Genomic DNA, 14,304 nt, shown 5'->3' on the forward strand with positions numbered 1-14,304 from the left:
TTGGCAAAAAGGGCAGAAGATCATCCTTTATGTATACACAGCCCTTGTCTGCGGACCTGCGCCGGGGATAGCATGGGCCGCAACACAACGTAGTGGACAGGAACTCTTCATGGTCACCAACAGCTACCGCGACGCCTACGACCGCAGCCTCACCACGCCCGACCAATTCTGGCTGGAGGCCGCAGGGCGGGTGTCCTGGTCTCAGGCTCCGCACCAGGCCGTGGACAGCGCCCGTGCTCCGCTCTACGGCTGGTACCCGGACGGCGTCCTTAATACAGCCTTCAATGCGCTGGACCGGCATGTCCAGGCGGGCCGCGGAGACCAGGACGCACTCATCTACGACTCCGCCGTACTTGGCAGCCAGCAACGGTACAGCTATACGGAGCTCACCGATCTCGTGGCCAGGTTCGCCGGCGTCCTGAGGGCGCAGGGCGTGGCCAAGGGGGACCGGGTGGTGATCTACATGCCCATGATTCCCGAAGCCGCCATCGCCATGCTCGCAACCGCGCGTCTCGGTGCCATCCATTCCGTGGTGTTCGGCGGGTTCGCGCCCAAGGAACTGGCCGCGCGCATCCGCGACGCCGCCCCCATGGCCGTGGTAACCGCCTCCGGCGGAATCGAGCCGTCCCGCCGCGTGGAGTACCTGCCCGCAGTGGCGGAGGCTCTCGCGCTCGCAGGCGCGGAAGGCACCCGGGTCTTGGTCAAGGAACGGGACGGCTTCGCGGCTCAACGCGCCGACTTCGCCGGCTGGCTGGACTGGGACGAGCAAATGGCCGGGGCAGCAGCCGCTGCGCCGGTGGATGTCAGCGCCACGGATCCGCTCTACATCCTGTACACATCAGGCACTACGGGAAGCCCCAAGGGAGTGGTCCGGGACAACGGCGGCCACGCAGTGGCCCTCGGCTGGACCATGGAAAACATTTACGACGTCGGGCCCGGTGACGTGATGTGGACGGCGTCCGACGTCGGCTGGGTCGTGGGACATTCCTACATTGTGTACGGCCCGCTCCTGGCCGGCGCCACGACCGTTCTGTATGAGGGCAAGCCGGTGGGGACTCCCGATGCCGGCGCCTTCTGGCGGGTCATCGAGGACCACAAGGTCAATGTCCTCTTCACCGCGCCCACCGCCCTGCGCGCCATCCGCAAGGCGGATCCTGAGGCCGCACTGCTGGCCCGCTACGACACCTCCAGCCTGAAGACCCTGTTCGCCGCCGGCGAGCGCCTGGACACCGACACCTATCACTGGGCGGCGCGTATCCTGGGGGTGCCTGTGGTGGACCACTGGTGGCAGACGGAAACGGGCTGGGCCATTTGCGCCAACCCGCGCGGACTGGACTCCCTCCCCATCAAGCCAGGCTCACCCACGGTGGCGATGCCAGGCTTCAACCTTGGCATCGTGGACAGTTCCGGCGCGGAAGTCGACGCCGGAACCGAAGGAAACATCGTGCTTAGGCTTCCGTTGCCCCCGGGCACCCTGACGACGCTGTGGGGCGACGACGACCGGTACATCTCGTCGTACCTCCAGGCATTCGAGGGCTGCTATGCCACCGGCGACTCGGGTTACCGCGACGGGGACGGGTATCTCTTCGTGATGGGGCGGACCGATGACGTCATCAACGTCGCCGGACACAGGCTGTCCACCGGCTCCATGGAGCAGGCCATCGGACAGCACCCTGCAGTGGCCGAATGCGCCGTCATCGGCGTCGCCGATCCGCTGAAGGGCCAGCGTGCCAGCGGATACGTGGTGCTGAAGTCGGGCGTGGACCTGCCGGTGCCGGTTCTCGAACGGGAGCTCATCGCGCTCGTCCGGCGGGAAATCGGGGCGGTGGCCGATTTCAAGAACGTCGCGGTGGTGGAGGCGCTGCCCAAGACCCGGTCGGGGAAGATCCTGCGCAAGACGATGCGGCAAATCGCCGACGGCGAGGACTACGTTGTTCCCTCCACCATCGAGGACGCCGGGGTGCTGGACCAGCTGATGGCAGCCCTGCGGCCGGCGGACGCCAACGGCGCCGGTTGAGCTTGTCGGAACCTGCTGCGTCAGGCGCGGGACCAGCGGTACTCGTTTTCCGGGCGGCCAGGCGCCCCGTACCGGGCCGTCCGGGAGACCGCGCCGGCGTCGGCGAGGTACTCCAGGTAGCGCCGGGCGGTGACCCGCGACATGCCGAGCGCCGCCATGACTTCGGTGGCCGAGACCGCCCCCGGCTGCTGCTTCATGAAGTCGCGGACGGCATCAAGGGTGGAGTGGGCCAAGCCCTTCGGAAGCGGCAACTCTGACGGCGCCCTGAGGCTCGCGAAGGCCTGGTCCACGTCGCTCTGGGATGCGCCCACTTTGGCCGAGCCGGATTCGGGCGAGGCCAACTGCTCGCGGAATTGCCGGTAGCTGTCCAGCTTGTCCGCGAAGGTGGCAAACGTGAATGGCTTGATGAGGTACTGCACCACACCGATTGAGACGGCGCTGCGCACGATTGCGAGCTCCCGGACCGCGGTGATGGCGATGATGTCTGCGAAGTGACCCGCAGAGCGCATGCGCCGGGCAATATCCAGGCCGTGGAGGTCCGGCAGGTTCATATCCAGCAGGACCAGCTCCACTTGGCTGCCGGCGGCCGCGAATTCCGTGAGCATCCGCAGCGCGGACTGTCCGTCCGGTGCCGTGCCCGCAAGACTGAACCCGGCAAGCCTGCCCACGTAGGCGGCGTGCGCCGCCGCTGCTACGGGTTCGTCCTCGACGACGAGGACTCGGATGTCTGTCACTCTTGCTCCTCCGGGAGACGTGGCGGGACGGCTGCCGGGAGCACGATATGGAAGCATGCGCCGCCGTTGATGCCGCCGGCGTTGGTGATGGTCATCGTACCTGCAAGGCGCTGGACTGCCTGCTTGACCAGCGCCAGCCCGAGGCCCCGCCCGAAAGGCCCGGCCTTCTTCGTGCTGAATCCGTAGCGGAACACGTCGTCCACGGACTTCGGGTCGATGCCCTTGCCGGAGTCCTGGACGGTGATATCCAGTCCGCCGCTGCCCGAATCGACGGTCAGTGTCACGCGTTTCGGTGCCGGGGCGTCGGCGGCAGCGTCAATGGCGTTGTCCAGCAGGTTGCCCAGGACTGTGACGAGGTCCTGGACCGCCAGTCCGCCGGTGAGGGCCGGACCTGAGGCATCCACCACGAGCTCGACCCCCCGTTCATGGGCTTCCGCAGCCTTGCCCATCACTAAGGCGCTCAGCACCGGCTCCTGGACCGAACTGACCATGTCATCCGTCAACTGCTGGCTCAGCTCCAGGTCCTTCGTCGCGAACTCCAGTGCCTCACCTGTTCTGCCCAGTTCCAGCAGGGAAACCATGGTGTGCAGTCTGTTCGCGTGCTCATGGGTCTGCGCACGGAGCGCACCCGAGAGAGTCCGCATGCTCTCAAGCTCAGTGCCCAGGGACTCGATTTCCGTGCGGTCACGGATCGTGGCCACTGTTCCGAAGACCGCAGGGCGCTGCCGTCCGGCAGGGGAGTCCGGTCCCACAGCCGGACCCTGGTTCACGACTAGAACGCCGGAGTCCGTCAGATGGATCTCGTCGAGGGCCGTGCGTCCCGAATCGAACAGGTTTTTCAGGCTCGGTGCCAACGGGAGGTCCGCGAGGAACGGAGCGTCCGCCTGGTCACCGCCGGATCCCCGCGGCGCCAGTCCCAGCAGCTCAGCAGCCTGGTCGTTGTACATCACCACCCTTCCCCTGGGGTCGATCAAAATGACGCCTTCGCGGACCGAATGGAGTACTGATTCGTAATACGCAAAAAGTTGGGCAAGCTGCTCCGGCCCCCAGCCGCGCGTTACGCGTCGAAGATAACGTCCGAGCAGCCAGGACGTCAGCGATCCACCCAGCAGGAGGCCGCCGGCGATGACCAGCAAGGCCGGAATCCTGCCCGCCACCGCGACGTCAATGTTCCTTACGGTCACGCCGGCGGCGACCAGCGCCTTCACCGAGCCGCTGGCGTCCTTGACTGGCGCGATGGTTCGCACGGAGGGGCCAAGGGTTCCGGCCGTGATTTCCGTGAACACGCGCCCGTCGAGGGCTTCGGAGATCGAGCCGATATAGGGCTGGCCCAGCTCCTGGTCCAGGGGGTGCGTCCACCGGGTCCGGTCCGGCGCCATGATGGTGATGAAATCGGCGCGCGCGTCACCCATCACCCGGCGCGCATACGGCTGAAGCGTGGCCGAGGGGTCACGGGAGGCAGCGGCCTGGAGCACCAGCGGGTTGTCGGCAATGGAGACAGCCACGGCCGTCATCCGGCGTCCGGCCTCGTCGTAGGTGCGGTCACGGGCGTCCACGAAGGCGGCCGTGCCCACGATTGCCGTAAGCGCCAGCACGAACAACAGATTCGCGACGAACAGCCGCCTTGCAATGCTCCAACGGTGGATCACAACACCTCCTATGACCAATATGAACGCAACGGTGAGCCAGGTCACGCCATGCCCAATGATGGAAATCACAAAGGACCGACGCGAAGAGCCCAGAGGCTGAGCCGAAGCGTCTTCCAGATTATCCATAAGGAGAGACACCATGGCTTCTCAACGAGGAGAGTCGGCTGCGCCGGCCAAAGCCGCGCGCAAGGGACTCGACAAGTCCCACTACCTCTACATCGCCGTCATCGCCGCCGTCATCCTGGGCGCAGTCGTCGGACTGCTGTTCCCGGAGGTCGGCAAATCCCTGAAACCGCTGGGTGACGGCTTCATCAAGCTCATCAAAATGATGATCGCCCCCATCATCTTCTGCACCATCGTGCTGGGCATCGGCTCCATCGCCAAGGCAGCCACTGTCGGCAAGGTGGGCGGCCTGGCCCTGGGCTACTTCGTGGTGATGTCCACATTCGCCCTGGCGATCGGCCTCGTGGTGGGCAACATCATCCACCCCGGTGAGGGACTGGAACTTGCCCCCTACGATCCCAACAAGAAGGCCGCAACGGACAGCACCGTGGACTTCCTGCTAGGCATCATTCCCAGTGACGTCCCCGTGCTTCCCACGCTGCTCGCCGCGATCCTCGTGGGCTTCGCCCTCCAGAAGATGGGCCCGCAGGGCGCCCCGATCCTCAAGGCAATCGGTCTCGGCCAGGCAGTTGTCTTCCGGATCCTGATCATGATCATGTGGCTCGCTCCGGTCGGCGCGTTCGGTGCCATCGCCGCAGTCGTCGGCGCCACGGGCTTCCAGGCCATCGTGAGCATGTTCACCCTCATGGTCGCCTTCTACATCACCTGCGCACTCTTCATCGTCGTGATCCTCGGCGGCCTGCTGCAGGTGGTGGCCGGGGTGAGCATTTTCAAGCTCATGAAGTACCTCGCACGTGAATATCTGCTGATCTTCTCCACCTCGTCCTCCGAGGCCGCGCTGCCCCGCCTGATCGCCAAGATGGAGCACCTGGGTGTCTCCAAGCCGGTTGTCGGCGTCACCGTGCCCACGGGCTACTCGTTCAACCTGGACGGCACCGCCATTTACCTGACCATGGCGTCACTGTTCGTGGCCAACGCGATGGGAACTCCGCTGGACCTGGGGTCCCAGATCTCGCTGCTGATCTTCATGATCATCGCTTCCAAGGGCGCAGCCGGCGTTACCGGTGCCGGCCTTGCCACCCTGGCCGCTGGCCTCCAGGCTCACAGGCCGGAACTCCTCGGCGGCGTCGGCATGATCGTGGGCATCGACCGGTTCATGTCCGAGGCCCGTGCCCTGACGAACTTCACTGGCAACGCCGTGGCGACCGTCCTGATCGGCACCTGGGTCAAGGAAATTGACGGCGAACAGGTGGACCGCGTGCTCTCCGGCGAGGAGCCGTTCAACGAGCAGACCATGATGGCCGACCACCATGGCATGGTGGAAACCCCGGCACAGGCTGTTCCGGCCAAGGCCTGACACAAACAATCCCGGCGCCGATGTGCCGGACCGCCGCCCGCACAGGCGTAGCCTGTGCGGGCGGTTCTCATTTGCCCGGGAGGCCGGGGGCCGGGCAACCTTCTACCTCAGGTACAAGGTAAAGGCTCAAGCGCCATCAAAAGTCAAGTTCCACGGAATGCCGTGTCGGGCGCTGTAGCCTTGGGTGGAAGAAGCATGGGCGCTCGACAGTCAGGCGCAGAAACATCACCGTCATCGAAAGTGTGGATAGATACGTGAGCAGCGAACAGGGTTCAGCAACTCTGGAAGGCACGGAACTCGACCTGGAAGACGCCGTGATGGGTCCCACAGGACGTCCCTACCGCGAATTTCCGGAGCCCGCGCCGCTGTCCTCCCATGGACCGGCCCGCGTGATTGCCATGGTCAACCAGAAGGGCGGCGTGGGCAAAACCACGTCCACCATCAACCTTGCGGCCGCGCTGGCAGAGTACGGACGCCGCGTGCTGCTGGTGGACTTCGACCCCCAGGGCGCACTGTCCGCCGGGCTCGGCGTCAACCCCCATGAACTGGACCTCACCGTCTACAACGTCCTGATGGACCGGAAGGTGGACATCCGCGATGCCATCCACCAGACCGGCGTCGAGAACGTTGACCTTCTCCCGGCCAACATCGATCTGTCCGCTGCGGAGGTCCAGCTGGTCAACGAGGTCGCCCGCGAACAGGTCCTGGACCGCGCGCTGAAAAAGGTCGAGGACGACTACGACATCGTCCTGATCGACTGCCAGCCTTCCCTCGGCCTGCTCACGGTCAACGCCCTCACCGCCGCCCACGGCGTCATCATTCCCCTGATCTGCGAATTCTTTGCCCTTAGGGCCGTGGCGCTGCTCGTGGAAACCATCGACAAGGTCCAGGACCGCCTCAACCCGCGGCTGCAGGTGGACGGCGTGCTCGCCACCATGTACGACGCCCGCACCCTGCACAGCCGCGAGGTCATCACCCGTCTCGTGGAGGCCTTCGGGGACAAAGTCTTCGAAACCGTCATCAAGCGTTCCATCAAGTTCGCCGACGCCACGGTGGCCGCCGAACCGATTACAAGCTACGCCGGCAACCACATCGGTGCCGACGCCTACCGCCGCCTCGCCAAGGAACTTATCTCGCGCGGCGGCGCGCCCTAGCCTGGATGACGGCTGAGTCGGCAACGCCGCTCGCGCAGGGCGGCCAGCAGGCGGACGCGGACGACGGCGGGACCCCGCCGGAAGTGCGGAAGTCCGGCTTTGAAGTGCGGCTGGCGAACTTCACCGGCCCCTTCGACCTCCTGCTTGCCCTGATCTCCAAGCATCAGCTCGACATCACCGAGGTAGCGCTTGCCACTGTGACCGATGAGTTCATCAAGTACATCCGGAACCTGCAGCAACTGGGGGAGGAGTGGGCTCTCGACGAGGCCAGCGAGTTCCTCGTCATCGCCGCCACCCTCCTGGACCTGAAGGCCGCCCGGCTGCTCCCCGCGGGCGAAGTCGAGGATGATGATGACATAGCGCTCCTGGAGGCCCGGGACCTGCTTTTTGCCCGGCTGCTGCAATACAAGGCGTTCAAGCAGGTGGCCGCGCTGATGGACACCACACTTGAGCTGGAGTCGCGTCGGTACCCGCGTCAGGTGGCGCTGGAGGAGCACTTTGCCGCCATGCTTCCGGAGCTTGTCTGGAAGTACACGCCGCAGCAGTTCGCCGCGCTTGCCGAAGCAGCTGTGAAACCAAAAACTCCCGAGCCGACCGAAGTGGGGCTGGCGCACCTCCATGGCAGTCCGGTCAGTGTCAGGGAACAGGCGGAGCTGATCGGGCTTCGCCTGCAGCAGGGAAAACCCCTGTCCTTCCGGGCGCTGATCGCGGATGCCGAGTCCACCCTCATGGTGGTTGCGCGGTTCCTGGCCCTGTTGGAACTCTTCCGGGACCAGGTAGTGGCCTTCAACCAGCTTGCCCCGCTCGGTGACCTGACCGTCCGCTGGACCGCGCCGGGCGCCGGGTGGAGCAGCGATCATCTGAGCGAAGAATATGAGGAACAGCCGTGAGGAACACCCACCAGGAACCTTCTCCCGACGGCGGCCTTGACGTCTCCGGGCTTCCCGGTGGTGCCCGGTCTGCCCTGGAGGCCGTGCTCATGGTGCTGGACCAGCCCGCCTCAGCCACGGACCTGGCAGCCGGGCTGAACCTGACCGTGGATGCCGTCGAGCTGCTGCTGCTGGAACTGCAGCGCGAGTATGACGGCTATACTGTTAAAGCCCCGGATATGGAAATTGCCAGAGAAGCTGGCTTTACCTCCAGCCCCCGGGGCTTTGAATTGCGGAATGTTGCCGGTGGCTGGCGCATCTACTCACGGGCCGAATTCGCCGACATTGTCGGTGCCTTCGTCCTTGAGGGCCAGACAGCCAGGCTGACCCAGGCGGCGCTTGAAACGCTCGCCGTCATCGCCTACAGGCAACCCGTTTCCAGGGCCAGGGTGTCTGCAATTCGGGGAGTTAACGTTGACTCTGTCGTGCGGACGCTGACCCAGCGCGGACTGATCGAGGATTCCGGAACAGATCCGGAGTCGGGCGCTGTCCTGTACCGCACGACGTCGTATTTCCTTGAACGCATGGGAATCGGCTCGGTGGCTGAGTTGCCTCAGATTTCGCCGCACCTTCCGGGGCTGGAAGGAATCGAAGAGTTCTACGACGCCGGAAGAATGTAGGCCATCGGGCCTGCGCGACAGTATTTATAGGGGCAGATTTAATCTGCACGGCTGGCTAGTGTTGTCCTTGGACAACCGTTGCCGGTCAACACAACGAAGGACGGGTCATGACACAGGCGGGACGCCAGGGTTCACCACGTAACAGTTCAGGACGTAAAGGTCCGGAACGCAATTCAGCGCGCGGCGCAGGGCAGGCCGGCCCTGCAGGCCAGCGCGGCGCAGGCTTCGGCTCAGGGCAGCGCGATTTTTCCAAGGGCGGAGACCGGCCGTTCGGCGACCGTCCGCACAAGGCGCCGAAGCCCCGCGAGGAGCGCTTCGTCGATCCGGACGAGGCACCCGCCGGTCAGGCTGCCCGGCCGGCCACCGGGGACTGGAAGTCCGGCGCCAAGTCATCGGCCCGCAAGCCCGGAGCTCGCAAACCCGGGGCAGGAAAGACGCCCGGCACTCCCGGCGCGCTCAAGCCCAAGCCGCGGTCCGCTGCAGCCAAGACCTTCGGTACGCGGGCGTTCGGCGGCGAACGGTTCGGCCAGAACCTCGGCGCCGTCCGCAAACCTTCGCGGAAGCGCGGCCCCAGCGGCCCCGTGCCGCAGTCCGAACTGCACGACTCCGACGGCGTCCGCCTGCAGAAGGTCATGGCCCAGGCCGGGGTGGCTTCGCGGCGCGTGTGCGAAGAGATGATCGCCGAGGGCCGTGTCGAAGTCGACGGCCAGGTCGTCACCGAACTCGGTGTCCGCGTCGATCCGACGACCGCCGTGATCCACGTTGACGGCCTCCGCATCCAGCTGGACGAAGACATGGTCTACATGGTGTTCAACAAGCCCAAGGGTGTCGTCTCCACCATGGAGGATCCCGACGGCCGCCCGTGCATCAGCGACTTTGTCCGCAACAGCCACGGCGAACGGCTCTTCCACGTTGGACGTCTCGACGTCGCCACCGAAGGGCTGTTGCTGCTGACAAACGACGGCGAACTCGCCAACCGCCTGACGCACCCGTCGTATGAGGTCCCCAAGACATACCTCGTCCAGGTCCGCGGCCCGTTCCCGCAGGGGATCGGCGCACAGCTGAAGGCCGGTGTGGAACTCGAAGACGGATTCGCTTCCGTTGATTCCTTCAAGCTGGTCGACTCCACTCCGGGCCACGTGCTGATCGAAGTGGTGCTGCACTCAGGCAAGAACCGGATTGTGCGCAGGCTTTTCGACGCCGTCGGATTCCCCGTGCTGCGCCTGGTGCGTGTCAAGGTTGGACCGATCGGGCTGGGCGACCAGCGCCAGGGAAGCATCCGCAACCTCGGCAAGCAGGAAGTCGGCCACCTGCTGGCATCCGTAGGGCTCTAGGGCATGTCGGCATTCCGTACTCACGGCCGTGAGCACCTGAACGGCCCGGTCGTTGTCGTCGGCACGGGCCTGCTCGGCACGAGTATCGGCCTGGGCCTTCGTGGCCGCGGCGTGGCCGTTTACCTGTCTGACCCGTCGCCCACCAACCAGGCCGTCGCCGTGGACATCGGCGCCGGTCTGCCCCTGGCATCGCTGGGCGGGGAGCAGCCTGAGCTGGTTGTGGTGGCTTCCCCGCCGGACGTGACAGCGGACGTCGTGGAACGTGCGCTGTCCGACTACCCGGATGCCACCGTGCTGGACATTGCCAGCGTCAAGGCCGGCATCCAGGGCGAGTTGCGCCGCCGCGGCGTGGACCTGGGCCGCTATGTCGGCACCCATCCCATGGCCGGACGCGAAAAGTCCGGGCCAGTTGCTGCCCGCGGCGAGCTCTTCACGTCCATGCCGTGGGTGCTCTGCCCGGCTGAGGAAACGTCAGCCCCGGCGCTGCAGGCAGCACGGGCCCTGGCCGTTGACCTCGGCGCCGTCGTGTCCCAGTTCACGGCCGAGGAACACGACGAAGCCGTAGCACTGGTATCGCACCTGCCACAAGTGATGTCATCCCTGCTGGCCAGCAGGCTGCAGGGCACGCCGCTGCATGCGCTGTCGCTGGCCGGTAACGGCCTCCGCGATACGACCCGGATTGCTGCCAGCGACCCCACACTGTGGGTCCAGATTCTTGGGTTCAACGCGGGCAAGGTTGTGGAGATCCTGTACAGCGTCCGGGAAGACCTGAACAGGCTGATCGGCACGCTGGAGGATCCGGAAGCCCCGGGTGCCCGCCTCGACCTTGCCCAGCTGATCAGTGAAGGCAACGCCGGCCAGTCAAGGATCCCGGGCAAGCACGGCGGTCCGGCGCAGGCATACTCGTGGCTGACCGTGCTGGTGGATGACCGGCCCGGGCAGATCGCCCGGCTGCTGACAGAAATCGGAGAGATCGGCGTCAACGTCGAGGACCTCCGCCTGGACCACTCATCCGGCCAGAATGTCGGCATGGTGGAGCTGTCCGTGCTGCCCAACAGGCACGACCTCCTCATTGAGGCCCTCAACGACCGTGGATGGCGGGTACTGCAGTGATGACACAGGAACTTATCGACACGTTGCCTGCCCTCCGGCTCGGCCGGCCGCTCGTGGTGGCCATCGACGGTCCTTCGGGCTCCGGGAAGTCCAGCGTCAGCAAGGAAGTGGCCCGCCGCCTCAGCCTCGCCTACCTCGACACCGGCGCCATGTACCGTGCCCTGACCTGGTTCTGCCTCGACCGCGGAACCGACCTTACTGACGCCTCTGCCGTGGAGCTTGCCGCCGAAGAGCTCCCGCTCGATATCAGCACCACACCGCATGAAGAGTATGTGCGGGTGTCCGGCACCGATGTCACCGAAGCAATCCGGGAACCTGCGATCTCGTCGGCTGTCAGCGCCGTGGCCACCACCCTCGGAGCCCGGACGGAACTGATCCGCCGGCAGCGTGCGCTGATTGAAAACCACCACCGCCGCATGGTGGTGGAAGGCAGGGACATCACCACCGTCGTCGTGCCCGGCGCCCAGGTGCGCATGCTGCTCACCGCCAGTGAAGAGGCGCGCCTGCGGCGGCGGGGAATCCAGCTGGGCGGCACCCAAAGCGCGGAAGAGCTGGCAGCACAGGTGACCCAACGGGACGCCAAGGATTCGACAGTGGTGAACTTCACCCAGGCGGCGGATGGCGTGGTCACTCTCGATTCGTCCGAGTTGGACTTCGAGGAGACCGTAACCGCGGCACTGCGGATCGTCACCAAGGTCATCAATCATGAGTAACGCCGCGCAGGGCGCCGTCAGCATGCCGGCCCGCTGGACCACAGGCTGGAGCCGCGCCGTGGGCTGGCTGCTGGACCACGCTGTCTACCGGACCACCGTCACCGGCCGCTCCAACGTTCCGGTCCAGGGCCCGGTGATATTCGCCGGCAACCACATCAGCTTCCTGGACGGCCCGGTCATGTTCGGAGCTTCTCCGCGCGCCATGCACATCCTCGTCAAACAGGAGATGTTCAAGGGATTCCTGGGACGGGTGCTGCGGGCTTCGGGCCAGCTTCCCGTGGACCGCTCCGGTGACCGGGCCGCACTGCAGCTCAGCAAGGCAGTGCTCGACGCCGGCCGTTGCGTCGGGATCCTGCCCGAAGGCACCCGGGGGAGCGGCAAGGCTACCGGCATCAGCAACGGAGTGGCCTGGCTCGCCCTGAACTCGGAGGCAACGGTGGTCCCGGTGGCCATCCTGGGCACGAGGCAGGGCGGCGAGCACCTGGATACCATTCCACGCCCCGGCCGCAGGCTGCACGTCAGCTTTGGTGCGGCCATCGCCGTCAGCCGGAACCCCGGCGAGACGGGCCGTGCTTCAATGGACAGGGCGGGAATGGAAATCCGCGCTGCGCTGGCGAAACACGTCCAAGACACCATACAGACAAGCGGGCAGGCTTTGCCCGACGCGGATTTCCCGCAAGAACGTTCCAACGCAGTAGCCGGGTTGCCGGCAGATCACCACTAAGGAAAGTGCAATGAGCGATACGACTCAAACTTCCGGCCGCTCCGGCGCCGGCGAAGACGAATACACGCCCACCGGCACCGACCAGGTGGCTGAGCATCTTGCCGCCCTGGACGATGATGAGGCAGAGCTCCGTGCGGCCTCGCTCCGTGCCGGGCTGGACGACTACGAACTCGACGAGGAAGACGCCGCCCTCCTGAGCGGACGCTATGACGACGAGGACCTTGAAGGTCCGGTCAAGCTGGATCCCGTGCTGGCGATCATTGGCCGCCCGAACGTGGGAAAGTCCACGCTCGTGAACCGTATCCTGGGCCGCCGCGAGGCCGTCGTGGAGGATACCCCGGGCGTGACCCGCGACCGCGTGATGTACGCCGCCCACTGGAACGGCCGTAACTTCACCGTGGTGGACACCGGCGGCTGGGAGCATGATGCCCGCGGCATCCACGCCCGGGTGGCGGAACAGGCCGAAATGGCCGTGGAGTTGGCCGACGCCGTGCTGTTCGTGGTTGACTCCGCCGTGGGCGCGACTGCCACGGATGAGGGCGTCATGAAGATGCTGCGCAGGAGCAAGAAGCCGGTCATCATGGTGGCCAACAAGGTTGATGACTTTGCCCAGGAGGCAGACTCAGCCACGCTGTGGGGGCTCGGATTCGGCGAGCCGTACCCTGTCTCGGCCCTCCACGGCCGCGGCGTTGCTGACCTCCTTGACCACGTCATGGACACGCTTCCGGAATTCTCCACCATCGAGGGCCTGGAACGCTCCGGGGGCCCGCGCCGCGTGGCTTTGATCGGGCGGCCCAATGTTGGCAAGTCCTCCCTGCTCAACAAGCTCGCAGGATCCGAGCGCGTGGTGGTGGACAACACCGCCGGCACCACCCGTGACCCGGTGGATGAATTCATCGAACTGGGCGACCGGACGTGGCGTTTCGTCGATACCGCCGGTATCCGGCGGCGCCAGCACATGGCTCAGGGTGCCGACTTCTACGCCTCCCTGCGTACGCAGAGCGCGCTCGAAAAGGCGGAGGTCGCCGTCGTGCTTCTGGCCGTTGACGAGGTGCTGAGCGAGCAGGATGTGCGCATCCTCCAGCTGGCCATCGAATCCGGACGTGCGCTGGTGCTCGCGTTCAACAAGTGGGACCTGCTGGACGACGAACGGCGCCGCTACCTGGAGCGTGAAATCGAGCAGGACCTGGCCCATGTTGAGTGGGCTCCGCGCGTCAACATCTCGGCCAAGACCGGCTGGCACAAGGACCGCCTTGTGCCCGCGCTGGATCTGGCGCTCGAGAACTGGGACAAGCGGATCCCCACCGGGCGGCTCAATGCCTTCCTGGGCGAACTTGTGGCGGCGCACCCGCACCCCGTCCGCGGCGGCAAACAGCCAAGGATCCTCTTCGGCACCCAGGCCTCCAGCCGCCCGCCGAAGTTCGTCCTGTTCACCACAGGCTTCCTGGATCCGGGCTACCGCCGGTTCATCACCCGCCGGCTGCGCGAAACGTTCGGATTCGAGGGCACGCCCATCGAAGTGAACATGCGTGTTCGCGAAAAGCGGGGCAAGAAGCGTTAATTAGGACACACCGGGCCCGTGGCGGGTGAAAATGTCACGGGCACCCTCCGGAATCGTGTAAGCTTTTGGAGGTGGTTCGGCCGGACTGCTTAGGTGAAATTCTTCTGAATATCACTCAAGCGGAGAACGGCAGGACTGACGGGCTGTAGCGCAGCTTGGTAGCGCACTTGACTGGGGGTCAAGGGGTCGCAGGTTCAAATCCTGTCAGCCCGACCAAAGCAAAACCCCGCCAACCTTCCGGGTGGCGGGGTTTTTCGTTGTCCGAAGATGGCCTAC

12 protein-coding genes and 1 tRNA gene are annotated in these 14,304 nt (G+C 65.6%); 11 read left to right on the top strand and 2 right to left on the bottom strand.

Annotated elements, in window-relative coordinates; translation table 11 throughout:
* The first annotated feature begins 109 nt into the window (after positions 1 to 109).
* The gene (locus tag AC1DDG_RS14310; protein ID WP_476876573.1) at positions 110 to 2,017 is read left to right on the top strand and encodes an AMP-binding protein; all 1,908 of its coding nucleotides are present in this window, start codon (positions 110 to 112) and stop codon (positions 2,015 to 2,017) included.
* A gap of 20 nt (positions 2,018 to 2,037) precedes the next feature.
* On the opposite strand, the gene AC1DDG_RS14315 is transcribed toward AC1DDG_RS14310, so the two are convergent.
* Complete coding sequence (locus AC1DDG_RS14315; protein WP_230117712.1) at positions 2,038 to 2,751, bottom strand: response regulator; 714 nt, start codon at positions 2,749 to 2,751, stop codon at positions 2,038 to 2,040.
* Positions 2,748 to 4,400, bottom strand: a complete 1,653-nt coding sequence (locus AC1DDG_RS14320; RefSeq protein WP_476876574.1) for a sensor histidine kinase — start codon at positions 4,398 to 4,400, stop codon at positions 2,748 to 2,750. Before AC1DDG_RS14320 ends, AC1DDG_RS14315 begins: the two co-directional genes overlap by 4 nt.
* Before the next feature lie 139 nt (positions 4,401 to 4,539).
* On the opposite strand from AC1DDG_RS14320, the gene AC1DDG_RS14325 reads away from it, so the two are divergent.
* The 10 genes from AC1DDG_RS14325 to AC1DDG_RS14370 all read left to right on the top strand — a co-directional run bounded on the left by AC1DDG_RS14325 (position 4,540) and on the right by AC1DDG_RS14370 (position 14,244).
* Positions 4,540 to 5,880: a cation:dicarboxylate symporter family transporter gene (locus AC1DDG_RS14325; protein WP_476876575.1), complete on the top strand. Its 1,341-nt coding sequence runs from the start codon at positions 4,540 to 4,542 to the stop codon at positions 5,878 to 5,880.
* A 254-nt stretch (positions 5,881 to 6,134) separates the two neighbouring features.
* Complete coding sequence (locus AC1DDG_RS14330) at positions 6,135 to 7,034, top strand: ParA family protein (RefSeq protein ID WP_230117709.1); 900 nt, start codon at positions 6,135 to 6,137, stop codon at positions 7,032 to 7,034.
* 5 nt (positions 7,035 to 7,039) lie between these two features.
* Positions 7,040 to 7,924 carry a segregation and condensation protein A gene (locus AC1DDG_RS14335; RefSeq protein ID WP_476876576.1) on the top strand — a complete coding sequence of 295 codons (885 nt, stop codon included), beginning with the start codon at positions 7,040 to 7,042 and terminating at the stop codon, positions 7,922 to 7,924.
* Positions 7,921 to 8,583, top strand: coding sequence for an SMC-Scp complex subunit ScpB (scpB, locus tag AC1DDG_RS14340; RefSeq protein WP_476876577.1), 663 nt, complete (start codon positions 7,921 to 7,923; stop codon positions 8,581 to 8,583). Before AC1DDG_RS14335 ends, scpB begins: the two co-directional genes overlap by 4 nt.
* A gap of 107 nt (positions 8,584 to 8,690) precedes the next feature.
* Positions 8,691 to 9,917: a pseudouridine synthase gene (locus tag AC1DDG_RS14345; protein ID WP_476876578.1), complete on the top strand. Its 1,227-nt coding sequence runs from the start codon at positions 8,691 to 8,693 to the stop codon at positions 9,915 to 9,917.
* A 3-nt stretch (positions 9,918 to 9,920) separates the two neighbouring features.
* Positions 9,921 to 11,030: a prephenate dehydrogenase gene (locus AC1DDG_RS14350; RefSeq protein WP_476876579.1), complete on the top strand. Its 1,110-nt coding sequence runs from the start codon at positions 9,921 to 9,923 to the stop codon at positions 11,028 to 11,030.
* Positions 11,030 to 11,743 carry a (d)CMP kinase gene (cmk, locus tag AC1DDG_RS14355; RefSeq protein ID WP_476876580.1) on the top strand — a complete coding sequence of 238 codons (714 nt, stop codon included), beginning with the start codon at positions 11,030 to 11,032 and terminating at the stop codon, positions 11,741 to 11,743. Before AC1DDG_RS14350 ends, cmk begins: the two co-directional genes overlap by 1 nt.
* Before the next feature lie 22 nt (positions 11,744 to 11,765).
* The gene (locus tag AC1DDG_RS14360) at positions 11,766 to 12,467 is read left to right on the top strand and encodes a lysophospholipid acyltransferase family protein (RefSeq protein WP_476876609.1); all 702 of its coding nucleotides are present in this window, start codon (positions 11,766 to 11,768) and stop codon (positions 12,465 to 12,467) included.
* Positions 12,468 to 12,477: 10 nt separating this feature from the next.
* The gene (der, locus tag AC1DDG_RS14365; protein WP_230117703.1) at positions 12,478 to 14,028 is read left to right on the top strand and encodes a ribosome biogenesis GTPase Der; all 1,551 of its coding nucleotides are present in this window, start codon (positions 12,478 to 12,480) and stop codon (positions 14,026 to 14,028) included.
* 139 nt (positions 14,029 to 14,167) lie between these two features.
* Positions 14,168 to 14,244: transfer RNA gene (locus AC1DDG_RS14370), tRNA-Pro, on the top strand.
* Positions 14,245 to 14,304 lie beyond the last annotated feature (60 nt).

This window comes from Arthrobacter sp. 10L430 (assembly GCF_056395245.1).

Coding starts and splice junctions, on each gene's coding strand:
- AC1DDG_RS14310 (WP_476876573.1), top strand. CDS start 110: ATGGTCACCAACAGCTACCGCGACGCCTACGACCGCAGCCTCACCACG.
- AC1DDG_RS14325 (WP_476876575.1), top strand. CDS start 4,540: ATGGCTTCTCAACGAGGAGAGTCGGCTGCGCCGGCCAAAGCCGCGCGC.
- AC1DDG_RS14335 (WP_476876576.1), top strand. CDS start 7,040: ATGACGGCTGAGTCGGCAACGCCGCTCGCGCAGGGCGGCCAGCAGGCG.
- AC1DDG_RS14345 (WP_476876578.1), top strand. CDS start 8,691: ATGACACAGGCGGGACGCCAGGGTTCACCACGTAACAGTTCAGGACGT.
- AC1DDG_RS14350 (WP_476876579.1), top strand. CDS start 9,921: ATGTCGGCATTCCGTACTCACGGCCGTGAGCACCTGAACGGCCCGGTC.
- cmk (WP_476876580.1), top strand. CDS start 11,030: ATGACACAGGAACTTATCGACACGTTGCCTGCCCTCCGGCTCGGCCGG.
- AC1DDG_RS14360 (WP_476876609.1), top strand. CDS start 11,766: ATGCCGGCCCGCTGGACCACAGGCTGGAGCCGCGCCGTGGGCTGGCTG.
- der (WP_230117703.1), top strand. CDS start 12,478: ATGAGCGATACGACTCAAACTTCCGGCCGCTCCGGCGCCGGCGAAGAC.